Below are 14,190 nucleotides of genomic sequence, written 5' to 3' on the forward strand. Positions count from 1 at the left end.
TAGCCACATCCGCTGTACCCAATCCGGTCCACTTCATCAGCCAACGCTCACCCGCATCTATCACGGCACCGGTGCTCCCACGCCACATAACCCTGGACTAGCTATATCCAATCCCGGGCTTATCCCGCTGGGCTACGTGTATCCCGGCGCGAAGCCGTAGTTTTCCGCACCCATTTTCATCCGGCCAAGTGCCGTCACTCTTTCACACCCAAAACCCTCCAACACTCTTTCCAAACGTCTCAATTAGCCACCGATAGAAACCCCAAAAGGAGAGACCACCATGGTCCGAACAACGAAGAATCTGTCCCGTCTAGCTGCCGCGGGTGCGGCCCTTATGCTCACTCTGAGCGCCTGCGGCGGTGGGGATGATGGTGCGGACAGCAACGTCATTGTCGTGGGCGGCACGGGGACGAGCTTTCCTCATTCCTTTGTGGAGGACGGTGAGCTGACCGGCTTCGACACGGATGTCATCACGGAGGCCGCGGAGCGTGCGGGTTACACGGTCGAGTTCCAGACGATGGACTTCCCGGGCCTTATGGGCTCCGTTTCCTCCGGCCGGATCGACACCACGGGAACGAACCTCACGTGGACCGAAGAGCGGAGCGAAACCTACGTGTTCACGCGGGCCTATGCCTATGGCGGGGTGGTGCTTTCCACCGGTGGGGATAATGACGCAATCCAGACAGCGGATGACCTGGCCGGCAAGGTGATCGCCACCGGAGCTGGCTCAACCAACGAAACGGCTACGCTTGCCTGGATCGAAGAGACCGGCAATGGCGCAACCGTGCGCGCCTATGACGGACCGCAGCAGGCTCGTACAGATACCCAGCTGGGCCGTACGGACGGCTATGCCTCCCCAATTTCTTCAATTTCGGCCATGATCGCGGTGCAGGACGTTGACATGAGGATTGTCAGCGAGTTCCTCACGTTCGAGCAGACCCGCTTCCCGTTCGCCGACACGGAGCGTGGCCGTCAGCTTGCCGCCGATATCTCAGGCGCGCTCGACGAGATGGAAGAGGACGGCACACTCACAGATATCTCGGCAAAGTACTTCGACGATGATCTCACCGTTCCCACCGAGGACCACATGGTGCCCGATCCGTACAGCGGAACCTTTCCGGGCGGTGCCGAGTAATGAAGGGTTTTGATCCGAGCTATATGCTCGAGGCACTGCCGGATCTGCTGGGCTACGTGCCAACGACACTGCTGCTGGCAGCTCTTGCCATGGTGTTGTCCGTCGCAGTCGGCGTTGTCCTGGCCCTGGTCCGGTTCACAAAAGTCCCGGTTCTCAACGAAGTAGCGATCTTCTACATTTCGTTCTTCCGTGGCATCCCCGGCCTGGTCATGCTCTTTCTCATCTACTACGGCCTACCCCAGATCATTCCGGGCATGAGGGCGGTGGATGCTCTCACGGCGGCCGTTGTTGGCCTCGGGCTGAAGGAGGCCTCGTATCTGGCCGAGATCTTCCGAGCCGCCCTTATTTCCGTTGATCGGGGCCAGCGGGAGGCGGGCCTCAGCCTCGGGCTGAGCCACGAACAAATCTATCGCCGCTACATTCTTCCCCAGGCCGCCTACAACGCCCTGCCCGGAACCGCCAACGTGTTCATCGGCTTGGTCAAAGAAACATCGATCGTCTTCACTCTCGGAATCACCGACATGTTCGCAAGCGCACAGATGGTATCGGCTGCGAATCTGCGTTACCTGGAGACCTACCTGATGGTGGGCCTGCTCTACTGGGCCATCATTTTCATTTTCGAACAGCTCGTCCGCGTCCTCGAGGCACGCATGAGCCGACCCTACGTGAGGTTAACATGATCACCGTTCACAACCTTCGGAAGAACTTCGGAACCAACGAGGTACTCAAAGGCATCGACCTTGAGGTTCACCGCGGCGAAGTTGTCGCCGTTGTCGGGCCATCCGGCTCCGGCAAATCCACCCTCTTGCGTTGCCTCAACCTGCTGGAATCCCCGGATGCTGGGACGATCAAGATCGGCGATGCTCAGATCAGCGCCGAGGGCAAGATCCCGCACAGCGCCGCCCGGGCCCTGCGGTCAAAGACGGCGATGGTTTTCCAGCACTACAACCTGTTCCGCAATCGCACCGCGCTCAACAATGTTCGCGACTCAATCGAAATGCGGAAAGTTGCGCATCGTATCGAGGCAACGACGATCGCACAGGATCTGTTGCGCCGCGTTGGCATCACCGCCGACGTTGAGCGCCAGTACCCGATCACGCTATCGGGAGGGCAGTCTCAGCGAGTCAGCATCGCCCGCGCACTTGCCATCAACCCCGAAGCGATTCTCCTCGACGAACCCACGTCTGCACTAGATCCGGAGCTCGTCGGAGAGGTTCTCACCGTTATCCGCCAGCTCGCCGCCGAGCACACGACGATGGTGATCGTCACCCATGAAATGACGTTCGCTTCCGAAGTCGCCGACCGCGTGATCTTCATGGACGACGGGCAAATCGTTGAACAGGGACCCGCCCGAGATGTCATCTTCAATCCCCGTCATCCCCGCACCAAACAGTTCCTCGGCAGTTCCCTCGCGGCGGCCTAACCCGCCATCGTGAACGAGCGTAGCCACCGCGTCGCGGATACTCCCGCCAGGCCGCAGATGCTTGGCCACCCGCGAGCACCCACAAGCAAACCCAGAAAACCCCGATTTGACGAAACGAATGGCTTAAGTCAGCCGCTTGCTTCTCCGCGAACGGCAACCCTGAAAGGACCAGATTTATGGGAATCAAACAGAAACCACTGAGTGGATGGCGGGTGGTGGAATTCTCCCACTTCATCGCCGCACCCTCCGTCGGTCAGGCACTTCTCGACCTCGGTGCCGAGGTCATTAAAGTGGAGAATCCCGCCGGTGACCCCACCCGCCCCACGACAGGTAGCGCGGCCTCCTCGATCTTCGAGACCTTTAACCACGGGAAGAAGTCGGTCGTTCTTGACCTGAATGATCCAGAAGATGAGGAGATTGCGCAACGGCTCGCGCTCGGGGCCGACATTGTCATTCACAACATCTCCGCCTCCTCCATGGAGCGTCACGGCCTCGGAGGCAAGCAGCTTCGCGAACAGAACCCCGCCCTTATCTACGGATCGATACGCGGCTTCCCCTCCAACACGTCTCGGGCACACGATAAAGGGTTTGACGGAATCGGCCAGGCCGAGACCGGCATGATCTGGGTGAACGGGACCGAAGAGAGTGGCCCGCTCAAACTGCCCTACAACCCGGTCGACGTTGCCACGGGCGATTCGCTCCTGCAGGGCATCTTGGCGGCGATCATTCAGCGCCTACAAACCGGGGAAGGAACAGAGGTTGAGACAAGCCTGTTCGAGGGTGGCCTGCACGCCCAAACCTACTACTGGGGCCTGTTCCTCCAGGGTGGCGAGAATCCGGGCCGGATCGGTAACCGCGAACCCGCCGTCGCCCCCGCCGCAGAGATCCACGAAGTGACGGACGGATACGTCATTTTCTCCGCATACCTTCCCAAGCACTGGGAGGCCCTATGCACGGTCCTCGACGTCCCCGAACTCATCACCGATCCCCTGTTCGAAACAAACGACCGGCGGCTGGCAAACCAGGACGAGCTGTGGAAGCGCCTCCAGTCCGCACTCGACCGTAAAGGCTGGACTGTCAAACAGGCCGGAGAAGCTTTCGACTCGATCAAGATCGCCAACGGTCAGGTCTCCAGTTACCAGGACATTTATGACCGTGGGCTCCTTCAAGAAAGTGGACAGCTCGCGCAAATCCGCGAAGACAACCGCGATCCCTACTACGTCTTCAACGCCCCCTACCGGTTTGTTGGAACCGACCGACCAGCAACCGCAGAGGTACCTCCAAAGCTCGGTGCACACACGGACGAAGTCATCGCCTCCGTCACGGCAGGCGGCTGGGAACTCGACACCAGGAAGGTGAGCTGACATGACCCTCAACAAGATCCAGGGCGATGCCCCCATCATTGTGACCGAACGGGGAGCCGTCCTCGAAATTCGGATCAATCGTCCCCACAAGCGCAACTCGCTTACCCAGGAGGCCGTTGATCTGCTGGGTGCGGCGTACGAGAAACTCGAAGCGAACGACTTTGCCGTCGGCCTCGTCTACGGAACCGGTGATGCAGCGTTCTGTGCGGGAGCCGACTTTAACACTCCCCCGAAAGATGATTCCCGCGCCTACCCGAACTTCACCATCAAGCTCACCAAGCCGCTCGTTGCCGCCGTCGAGGGATATGCGGTGGGAGCCGGTTTTGTTCTCAGTCAGAGCTGCGACATCGTCGTAGCCGGGGATGGCGCACAGTTCGGCTACCCCGAAGCACGGATCGGCGTCACCGGAGGCGGCGGCACCTATATTGCCTCCCGCGTCCCCACGAAAGTCGCCGCCGATCTACTTCTGACCGGCCGGTTCTACACCGCCACCCGGGCCCGCGAAGCTGGCCTTGTCAGCGAGGTCGTTGAGCGGGGCAAGGCGCTCGCGTTTGCTCGCGAGCTTGCCGACCAAATCGCCGACAACCACGGCCCTTCTGTCCGACTTCTCAAGGCGCTTATTGATCGAGAAACACAGACGACAACGGCCGAGTCCGCGCAATTCTTAGGTCTGCTTAAGGCCCACACGTCCGACTCCAGCAGGCTCCAAGTCTCCAAGGGACTCAAGGGCTTGAAGGGCGCATAGTCAGGCACTGCTTGGGGCGGGGTGGCTCAAAGTCCGCCCCGCCCCTTCTTGTACCTCTGATCAACATTCTGGAACTGGCTCGCAACGCACCAAATAAAGACACACTTTTTGACACTTAACCCACAGCGCCCCGTGGGCCAGACACACTTTTGTGGCCTACAACTCGGCTTTCGAATCGCGGGCAGTAAAACTAAAAAGCCCCGGACGCGTGGTCCGGGGCCGGTGGCTCCCGCAGCTGGATTCGAACCAGCAACCCTTCGATTAACAGTCGAATGCTCTGCCGTTGAGCTATGCGGGAAGGCAACACAGTGACTTTAGCAAGCAACGCCGCGAGGTTTCAAACTCGTTCTTGCCTTTTGCCAGAACTGTGCTGAATGGCACTAGTCGATCGGCATCCCGACCGCTTCGCGCACCGCGTACTCCAGTTCCAGAACAACCTTTTCCACCGTGGCCGGGTCAGCATCATCAATGTTGAAGCCCAGCGACTGGGTAAACATGGTGCCGTCCGGGTTCCGCCTGACGAACACCCGAACCCAGCCAGCATCGGTGACAAGGGCGGTCTCCTGGTAGACAATCGAGGACTCGATGCGGTCGGAGATCACCAGGCCAACGCTGATATCGGTTTGGGGACCGAACTCGAGGATCAGGTCATCAACGTCGTCGGCAATCGCTGTCGCCTCGAATGTTCCGGCTTCGCCTTCCCACTCTCCCGAGGCGTAGTTAACCCACGGCCATTCCTTGACCGTTTCAGAACCGTCGACGATGAGTCCGAAGCTCTCGGTGACAACAAGCGTCGTTCCGTCCTCAAGCTTCCCTTCCCACATCGTCCGCTCACGCGACATAGCTAACCTCCTGAACGATCGAGACACCGACGGGAGCCGACTCATCGTCAGATACCCATTCCTTCACGGTGCGCCCCGCGAAGAACGCGATGATCAGCATGAAGAGCCCCGCGAGCGCGAACAGAATGAACTGCTTCCGCTGCTTGCGGATCGCTTCCTTCTCGTTGAACGGCGTCTCGATGTCGTCCTTATCGTCGGTTGCCACGCGGCCTCCCTTTCGTAAACTCTTCGCCCAGTCTACGTTGTTCCCCATGGGCCCCACGACGGTGACATGTCACAGTTCTCAGGGTATCGTTCTCGGCTCGTCCGGCATCCTCTCGCCACCACCAGGCGAACGTGCCACAGCTGGCGGGCTTTGATTGCAAGGTTCTTCGCCAACAGCTTGGCACCGTTGACCTGGACCACACTGCGGGCGAAGAATGAATGCACTCCGACATCGAGGCTCGGCTCACTACCGGGCAGAAAAGCTAAGGAGATCATCATGGCTATCGCATCACGCAATACAACGACGACGTGGGAAGGCGACCTGCCGTCCGGCAAGGGCGTCCTCTCGAATTCTTCCTCCTCTGTTCTTGACGACCAGGTCGTCACCTGGGGATCCCGCACCCGCGCTCCCGAGGGCAAGACCAGCCCCGAGGAGCTTCTCGCTGCGGCTCACTCTTCCTGCTTTGCCATGGCGTTCAATGACCGTCTCAGCAAGGACAACCTTGTTCCTCAGCGTCTCGAGGTGAGCGCGGAGGTTACCCTCGACGAGGTGGACGGCAACCCGACCATCACCACCTCGGCCCTCACCCTGAAGGCTCAGATTGACGGCATGGAGCAGGATGCTTTTGAGGCCGCCGTGAACGACGCAGCGGCGGGATGCCCGGTGTCGCGTCTCTACGCATCGGCAGAGATCACGGTCAACGCCGAGCTGGTCTAGGGCCAATGCCGTAGCCGGATCCCCCGCACCGTTGCTTGGGCTCTCATGAGCCATGCTCGCCAGGTGCGGTTGATCCACCAAACTTCTTGCCTGTGGGGCCGCGCGATGCGGCCCCACAGTCGTCTTTAACACGTCGCTTGTTCTCTACATCAACGCCTTACTTGCCCTCACCCAACTTGCCCTCATCGAAAGACCGATCATGACGGATGTTTCTTTGCCTGACTCCCCCAAAGGCGTTCTGCATGCGTTCCGGGATGCCTGGAACAGGCACGATGCCGATGAGCTGGCCTCGATCTTTGCCCCCGACGCAACCTTTGTGAACGTCACGGGACTCTGGTGGAACACCAGGGAGAAGATTAAAACGGCACACGCCTACGGTTTCGAGAAGATCTTCGGCCAGAGCTCAATGAGGGTGGGACGTACGACGGTGAAAACGCTCGGTGACGATCACGCCGTTGTCGTTGGCAGGCTTATCGTGACCGGTCAGGTCGATCCCGACGGCCGGGAGCTCGATGAGAGGCGAACGGTGCTCACGGTTGTGGCCCAGAAGCTTGCGGCTGGCACCTGGCGAGCGGTGTCGGCGCAGAATACCGACATTCCGCCTGGCGGAATGGAGACTCATGCAAATGTGGGCTCAACGCAGTCACCGATCACCTATCGCGGTTCGACACCCCGACATTAAAGGCCGATACTTAAGCGTATGAGCGCGCCCGAGCACAATGTCTGGAAATCCGTGACGAGTCAGAATCCCGATCATGCGATTCGCTATGCGGAGAGGTGGCGGAACCTCGAGAGGGCCGGTCACGATATTCACGGTGAGGCACGCCTGGTCGATGCACTCGCGGAGCGCGGATCTCGGATTCTTGACGCTGGCTGTGGATCTGGCAGGCTCGGTGGCTATCTGGCTCGCCGCGGCCACCAGGTCATTGGAATCGACCTTGACCCTTATCTCATCTCGGTAGCTCAAGAAGATCACCCGACCGCACAGTGGGTTGTTGGTGACCTCGCTACCTTCCAGCTCCAAACTGATACCGGGCTCGCAAAGTTCGACCATATTGTCTCCGCCGGTAACGTCATGACATTCCTGGCCGGCCATGAGCGTCTCCCTTCCCTACAACGGCTGCATGAGCACCTGGCTGACGATGGCCGGATCACCATTGGCTTTGGTGCCGGACGCGGCTATGACTTCGCGGAGTTCGAGGCGGATGCGTTGGATGCTGGTCTGGTTATCGACGCAAAGTTCTCTAGCTGGCAGCTTGCCCCAGCGAACGAAAACTTCCTTGTTGCCTTCCTGTCGAAGGCCAGCAAGCACACCCCGGTTAACCCCGGCGTCCAGGTCAACATCGGCTAACCTAAGGCGTTTCCGAGCACCCGGCACGGCCAAACCCTAGCCACTCCTGGGCCGAACCCCTAGCTTCGGACCAGGCGCAGCACCAGGCCGAGCCGAGCCATGTCTCATCGTTTGGCCTTAATCGGGGCAATAAGGTCAAATCACCCTGGTACATCCGGGCTCCCCTACAGCCGTTTGGGTTGGTCCACGACAACCAATGTTAACGCCGCCTGTGCAGGTCAGTGACTTTTCGGGCCAGCTCATGAACAAAATCGCCAAGCCGTAACCTGTCGGTTAAGTGACGGTCATCTCCCCCTCGTAGCGTGGCAAGGTCTCTACTGGCCACAACGACTAGGAGATCACATGAGACCCCTGCCTCCACGCAGGACCGCCGCGGCGGCAACAGCCCTCACACTGCTGTTTGCCACGCCCGGAATGGCAACAGCAGTCAACGATGACACGTCAAGCACCGATACGGGGGTGCAGTGGGCGCCGATCGAGCCCGATCCGGGACAGGTTGAGGATGGCTCCCCCACCCTTAACCTGGAGGATGCTCAGCGCATTTCTGGGACGCACACGGTTGTGTCGTCTCCGAGTTCCCCGGGAGCTAATCCAACGGAGATCCGGGTTGACGGAACAGCGGCGGCTGACGCCCGGGAAACTCTCGGCTCGGAGTATCTGGACGAGACCGACTCGGCATTGGTGCTCGACGTCAAGGCCGCGATTGAGATCGCCTATTCAAACTACCTGCTTGTCAACGGCGAGCGCGTGGCGATCCTCGAACAGATCGCGCACGTTAACGATCACCCGATCAACGTTCCGGCGGAGCTGCTCACAACCGGTGAGAACTCCATTGAGTTTTGGACGGGCACCCGAGCATCAACGTGCGGGCTTAACCACGACGATGTTGTGATCGCAAACTTCCGCCTTCAGGGACCAGACGGCACACAGTACACGAACCCGGACAACCCGATTACGGGACCCGCTGTTGGCGCTGACGGTTACTACAACATCGGTGACGGCAACTGCGGTTCCTCCAACAAGCCCCGCCACCTCACACTTTCGTTCAATGTTGATGGTGAGCCGGGCCCGAACTCGGGCCTGCTCCTTGAGCTCGATACCACCGAACTTGAGGATGGCACCCACACCATCACGGCAGCCGCCGGAGACGCCGAGACAACGACCGAGGTCATTGTCGACAACACCGGCCCCGCCCTCTCCTCCTCCGTGCCTGCCGACGGAGACGAAGTCCTCGGCGAGGTCACGATCGACGCAACACTTGCTGATGATGCTGGCGTAGCGGGGGCACCCACCCTCACTCTCGACGGCGACCCCATCAATATTGGTGACACGCTGTCGAGCGACGAGATGGCGGCGGGCGCGCACGAGCTCCGGATCGAAGCAACCGACGAGCTCGGCAACACCTCCGTTCACATCGTTTCCTTCACCACTCACCCGAACACGCCCGTCTTCGGCGACCTGTCACCCGTTTCCGGCACGTCCGGGACCGAGGGAACCGTGACCCTGTCCGCCACCGTCACCGATCCGCACGGTGGGGATGTTGATACCACGTTCTACGAGGCAACGCCCCGCATGCCGGAGATGGCGGCGCAGGGCACGACGCCTTCCCTGCCCCTCAACCAGCTGAGCTTCACCGGCCAAGAAGAAGCCGGCACCGACGGCCTCGCCCCCGGTGATGACGAGACGCTCCGCAGCCCTGCCGCGGAAGAGGTCACGTTCCAGCGCTTCGATGTTCCCGTTGACGAATCATCATCCGATCAGGTGATCTCCTGGTCCGGTGAAGTCGATCCGGCACGCGGCGCACGCCTTTACGTCTGGGATGGTGAAGAGCAGATTTGGCAGCTCCTGCAGGATTCCCGCGGTACCGCGGACGGCCTGACCGAGCTCACCGGTATCGCACAGCCCGCCCACATCACCGACGGCACGGTTCACCTGCTTGTCGAGGGCTACGATCCGTTCACGGATGACATTGCTGGCGAGGTCACGGACGAGTTCCGGGATCCCGAAACATACGACTTCTCAATCGCCCACAACACTGACACGCAGTACCTTGCCGAGGGCGCAGTCGACCAGGAGGGTGCCGCCGCTGAACGCTTCCGCGACGCCTATCTGGACACCACCCAGTGGATTGCGGATAACGCTGACGAGCGCAAGATCGCCTATGCCGTGCACACGGGCGACCTCGTTAACGACGACACCGTCATCACGAACGATCCGGAGTGGATTGGGCACGCCCGCGACCAGTACGCGGTCGCTGACGAGGCCCAGACCATCCTGGACGAGGCAGGAATCCCCAACGGCGTCCTGCCTGGTAACCACGACAACAAGTACGGTACCGACAACTCCCTGTACAACGAGTACTTCGGTCCAGAACGCTACGAGGCACTATCCGAGACCTGGGAAAATGCCGAATACGGTGGCCCCTGGAAGCCCGGAGATAACCAGAACCACTACGATCTCTTCACCGCTTCCGGGCAGGACTTCCTTGTCGTGTACCTCGGCTACATGGCAACGGATGAGGAACTGGCCTGGGCCAACGAGGTTCTCGCCCAGTACCCCGACCGCAACGCGATCCTTGCCTCCCACGAGTACATCAACGCCTCCACGGCAACCGATGCTCGCGGAGCATCCCACACCGCCCACTGGGGCGAAGCGATCTACGAGAAGGTTGTTTCGCAGAACCCGAACATCTTCCTCATTCTCTCCGGTCACGTCCACGGCGTCGGCACGAACGTGCGCCACAACGTTGCCGAAGACGGCCACCACGTTATCGAGCTACTCGCTGACTACCAGGAATACCTCGTTGATGGTGAGAAGACCGCGGGCTACATGAGGCTCCTCCAGTTCGATGTTGATCGTTCAGAGATGTCGGTCAACACGTACTCGGCACGCCTGGATGATCACGGCGCACACGAGTACGACTCCGCAACGAACCGCGAGTACGACGGCACCGAGGACGAGTTCACTGTCCCGATCAACCTCAATACTCGCACCACCAGCATCGCAACCGACTCCGTGCTCGTCACCGCCTACTCGGACATCGAGATTGGTAGCGACACCGTAGCCTCCGGCGCGAGCGCCACTGCCGACTGGACAGGACTCGGGCCCGGTACCACCTACGGATGGTACGCAGTTGCAGAGAACGCCACCGGCGGAACCGGCACCTCTCCCCTGTCGGTCTTCACGGTCGCTGCATCTACCACCGAACCGGAAGAGCCCGGCGACCCCACCCCTATCCCAGACGCCGAGGGCAAGACCTACCTGCTCTCGAACACGTGGGATAGCACCACCCACGACACCGCATTCGTCTACGGACGCGCCAACGATGAAGTGTTCGTTGGTGACTGGGACGGAGATGGTGAAGACACCCTGGCAGTCCGCCGTGGCCACACCTTCTACGTCAACAACAAACTCATCGGAGGCAACGCCGACGCCGAGTTCGCCTACGGACGCGAGGCAGATACCGTCCTCGTTGGCGACTGGGACGGAGACGGCAACGACACGTTCGCGGTACGCCGCGGCGATCGGTACTTCGTCTCCAATGAGCTGAGGGGCGGCAACGCCGACAGCGAGTTCGCCTACGGTCGCGAGGCAGATACCGTCCTCATTGGTGACTGGGATGGCGACGGCGAGGATTCTCTCGCTGTCCGTCGCGGGCACACCATCTACGTCAACAACGAACTCATCGGAGGCAACGCCGACGCTGAGTTCGCCTACGGACGCGCAGACGACACCGTTATCGCGGGCGACTGGGACGGAGATGGATCCGACTCGTTCGGTATCCGCCGGAGCAACGAATTCTTCCTGCGGAACGCCCTCGAAGGAGGCGTTGCCGACATGACGCTCCGCTACGGTCGCGACAGCGACATCGTCCTCATCGGCGACTGGGATGGCAACGGAACAGATACTCCCGGCGTACGCCGCTAGTACGGCTGGCTGACCGAGCGTCACTAACCGCTGTGGGCCCAAGCAAACGCTTGGGCCCACAGTCGCGTCCGCGGTAGCTCACGGCATCGAAGTGCAACGAGATCTCCCCCGTTGACCGAGAGTGCTCCGCCGTCACCATCAAGCCGTTATGACCACAGCGCTCTTCGCCAGGCAGGCCATGCACCCGGTTCTGAGTCACCGGTGCAACTGCCAGGTGCGGATGAATGCTGCCCTAGACGCGGGTGTCTTCTCGGTCGCCTTCGATCTGCTTCTTTTCTTCGGCTTCGACCATCTTCTCGTGCCAGGGCCACCACACCTTGTTGCCGATCTGGTGGACGAGGCCCGGGATAAGGAGAGTGCGAACGACAAAGGTATCGAGAAGAATACCTGCGGCCACAATGAGCGCCAGCTGGACCATGAAGAGCAACGGGATCACGGTCAGAGCCGCGAAGGTCGCGGCAAGGACGAGACCCGCGGACGTGATGACACCGCCGGTGACGGCAACGCCGCGGACGATTCCTTCCCGCGTGCCGTACTCGAGTGACTCTTCTCGTGCTCTCGTCATGAGGAAAATCGTGTAATCGATCGATAGGGCAACGAGGAAGATGAAGGAATAGAGCGGGACCGAAGCATCCGAACCGGGCCAGGACAGAACATGGTTGAAGACCAGTGCCGCCAAGCCCATCGTGGCCGCAAACGACAGGATGTTCGCTCCCAGAACGAGTAGCGGCGCTGCGATGGAGCGGAGAAGCACCATGAGCATGAGGACAACAACAAGGAGCGTGACGGGCACGACCTTGATGAGGTCGGACGTTCCCGTCTGCTGGGTGTCGAGGCGCGTGGCAGCATCGCCGCCAACAGCCACATCCATGCCTTCCACAGCGTCACGAATATCCGCGACAGTTTCCTGCGCTTCCATGGCCTCCGACGGTGCCGTCGTGGCAACGCTGATGAGGACCTCACCATCGACAACAATTGGGCCGCTGTCGTTTGTTGTGAGCTCGGCAGAGGCCACACCCTCAACGGACTGAATGGTAGCGATGACGTCCTCAGCACTATCCGCAGGAGCAAGCACGGAGAGGGGCTGTGCCGAGGCGGCCTGCGGGAAGTTCTCGTAGAGGACCTCCAGCCCGTCTTCCGATTCTGTCTCGCCGAGAATCGTGTCGGTCTGGGACAGGCCCTTGGCTTGGAAGGTCGGAGCAAATGCTGCGAGCGCAAGGAGCGCGATCGCCGTTGTGATCCACACCTTGCGGTCGTTTCGGGCCACAAAGCGTGCCGACTTTGACCAGAAGCCATGCTGCGCCATGAGGTCGGTTTCGGTCGTTTCTGAGGGACCGGGAACCTTGGCGGGCCAGAACATGGCTCGCGAACGACTGCCCGGGATCAGGAGCAGAACGGGAAGGAGGGTGAGGGCTGCCAGGACACAGAAGATGATTCCGATGACGGCGACGGGACCGAGGGAGGACGTGACTCGCAGGTCCGACAGGAGGAGGCAGAGCAGGCCCGCGATCACCGTGGCCGCGGAGGCAATAATAGGCTCCCAGGTAGCCTTGAGCGCCTGCCTCATGGCTCCCTTCGTGTTCTGGATTCGGGCGAGTTCTTCTCGGTAGCGGGCAACGATCAGCAAACAATAGTCCGTTGTCGCGCCAATGACGAGGATGGAGAGGATGCCCTGGGTTTGGGCCGACAGGAGGACAATCTCGGCGTTCGCCAGGAAGTAAACGAGCAGGCCAGCACCGCAGAGCGCAAAGACCGCCGTCAGAAGGACCGCTATCGGGATCAGGAAAGACCGGTAGACAATGATGAGAATAATGAAGACAAGGACCACGGCGACAAGCAGGAGCACGAGATCGATTCCTGCAAAGGCATTCCCGAGGTCGGCTACGAGGCCACCCGGGCCGGTCGTGTAGGCAGTAATACCTTCCATGCCGTCCACCGTGTCGGCAACGTACGCTCTGATGGCTTCCACGGAGCTGGATTGAACGGGATCGCCGTTCGCGTCCAGGTCCTTGATCTGGGTGGAGTCGAGCGAAATGGGCCACATGCCGGCAGTTCCGCTCTCGGCCGGAACAAAGGCAGACTGCGAGTTATCGAGGAAGTCGGCAAGGGTCTTACCGCCCGGCATAGCAATACCCGGCACTCCCTGGGCGGCTTCGTTCAGGGCAGCGATCTGCTCGCCTGTTAACGGGTCACCGCTATCGGTTTCAAACACAACAAAGACCGGAAGCGAGGTGGAGTCGCTGTATTCCCCGACTTTCTCAGCAACCCTGGTCGATTCTGCTGACTCGGGAAGATAGAGCGCCTGATCGTTTTCTTGGACGCCGGACAGCTGACCCTGAGCCATTCCGCCGACAGCGCCAACAACGAGCCAGACGATGAGGATAAGAAGCCGCAGGAGGGTTGTTTTCCTGCCCCGTAACGCGTTTTGCATGGTGACCTTTCAACGACTAACCACCCAAGACTACTTTGCCGACATCACCG

12 protein-coding genes and 1 tRNA gene are annotated in these 14,190 nt (G+C 60.5%); 9 read left to right on the forward strand and 4 right to left on the reverse strand.

The window, feature by feature from the left end; genetic code table 11:
* Positions 1–280: 280 nt before the first annotated feature.
* The 5 genes from ACTHUY_RS03395 to ACTHUY_RS03415 all read left to right on the forward strand — a co-directional run bounded on the left by ACTHUY_RS03395 (position 281) and on the right by ACTHUY_RS03415 (position 4,667).
* Positions 281–1,135: a transporter substrate-binding domain-containing protein gene (locus ACTHUY_RS03395; RefSeq protein WP_441655391.1), complete on the forward strand. Its 855-nt coding sequence runs from the start codon at positions 281–283 to the stop codon at positions 1,133–1,135.
* The gene (locus ACTHUY_RS03400) at positions 1,135–1,815 is read left to right on the forward strand and encodes an amino acid ABC transporter permease (protein WP_441655390.1); all 681 of its coding nucleotides are present in this window, start codon (positions 1,135–1,137) and stop codon (positions 1,813–1,815) included. The genes ACTHUY_RS03395 and ACTHUY_RS03400 overlap by 1 nt, the downstream gene beginning before the upstream one ends.
* Positions 1,812–2,558: an amino acid ABC transporter ATP-binding protein gene (locus ACTHUY_RS03405; RefSeq protein ID WP_441655389.1), complete on the forward strand. Its 747-nt coding sequence runs from the start codon at positions 1,812–1,814 to the stop codon at positions 2,556–2,558. Before ACTHUY_RS03400 ends, ACTHUY_RS03405 begins: the two co-directional genes overlap by 4 nt.
* 176 nt (positions 2,559–2,734) lie before the next feature.
* Complete coding sequence (locus ACTHUY_RS03410; protein WP_441655388.1) at positions 2,735–3,922, forward strand: CaiB/BaiF CoA transferase family protein; 1,188 nt, start codon at positions 2,735–2,737, stop codon at positions 3,920–3,922.
* A 1-nt stretch (position 3,923) separates the two neighbouring features.
* On the forward strand, positions 3,924–4,667 hold the full coding sequence (locus tag ACTHUY_RS03415) for an enoyl-CoA hydratase/isomerase family protein (RefSeq protein ID WP_441655387.1): 744 nt from the start codon (positions 3,924–3,926) through the stop codon (positions 4,665–4,667).
* A 223-nt stretch (positions 4,668–4,890) separates the two neighbouring features.
* On the opposite strand, the gene ACTHUY_RS03420 is transcribed toward ACTHUY_RS03415, so the two are convergent.
* The 3 genes from ACTHUY_RS03420 to ACTHUY_RS03430 form a co-directional block, all read right to left on the reverse strand.
* Positions 4,891–4,965 (reverse strand) — tRNA-Asn (locus tag ACTHUY_RS03420).
* 82 nt (positions 4,966–5,047) lie between these two features.
* Positions 5,048–5,509 carry a hypothetical protein gene (locus ACTHUY_RS03425; RefSeq protein WP_441675033.1) on the reverse strand — a complete coding sequence of 154 codons (462 nt, stop codon included), beginning with the start codon at positions 5,507–5,509 and terminating at the stop codon, positions 5,048–5,050.
* Positions 5,499–5,714 (reverse strand): hypothetical protein, encoded by a 216-nt coding sequence (locus ACTHUY_RS03430; protein WP_126703081.1) that lies wholly within the window; start codon positions 5,712–5,714, stop codon positions 5,499–5,501. The genes ACTHUY_RS03425 and ACTHUY_RS03430 overlap by 11 nt, the downstream gene beginning before the upstream one ends.
* A gap of 276 nt (positions 5,715–5,990) precedes the next feature.
* Here ACTHUY_RS03430 and ACTHUY_RS03435 point away from each other — a divergent pair, with 276 nt between their 5' ends.
* From ACTHUY_RS03435 to ACTHUY_RS03450, 4 genes are all read left to right on the forward strand, one after another.
* Complete coding sequence (locus tag ACTHUY_RS03435; protein ID WP_126703080.1) at positions 5,991–6,431, forward strand: OsmC family peroxiredoxin; 441 nt, start codon at positions 5,991–5,993, stop codon at positions 6,429–6,431.
* A 199-nt stretch (positions 6,432–6,630) separates the two neighbouring features.
* The gene (locus ACTHUY_RS03440; protein ID WP_441677654.1) at positions 6,631–7,113 is read left to right on the forward strand and encodes a YybH family protein; all 483 of its coding nucleotides are present in this window, start codon (positions 6,631–6,633) and stop codon (positions 7,111–7,113) included.
* A gap of 18 nt (positions 7,114–7,131) precedes the next feature.
* Positions 7,132–7,782, forward strand: a complete 651-nt coding sequence (locus ACTHUY_RS03445; protein WP_441677656.1) for a class I SAM-dependent methyltransferase — start codon at positions 7,132–7,134, stop codon at positions 7,780–7,782.
* 342 nt (positions 7,783–8,124) lie between these two features.
* Entirely contained in the window at positions 8,125–11,709 is a 3,585-nt protein-coding gene (locus ACTHUY_RS03450; protein WP_441677658.1) for a metallophosphoesterase, read from the forward strand.
* Positions 11,710–11,941: 232 nt separating this feature from the next.
* On the opposite strand, the gene ACTHUY_RS03455 is transcribed toward ACTHUY_RS03450, so the two are convergent.
* On the reverse strand, positions 11,942–14,140 hold the full coding sequence (locus ACTHUY_RS03455) for an MMPL family transporter (RefSeq protein WP_441677660.1): 2,199 nt from the start codon (positions 14,138–14,140) through the stop codon (positions 11,942–11,944).
* Positions 14,141–14,190: the final 50 nt, after the last annotated feature.

Origin of the sequence: Flaviflexus sp. (assembly GCF_052087705.1) — a bacterium.
Taxonomy (GTDB): domain Bacteria; phylum Actinomycetota; class Actinomycetes; order Actinomycetales; family Actinomycetaceae; genus Flaviflexus; species Flaviflexus ciconiae.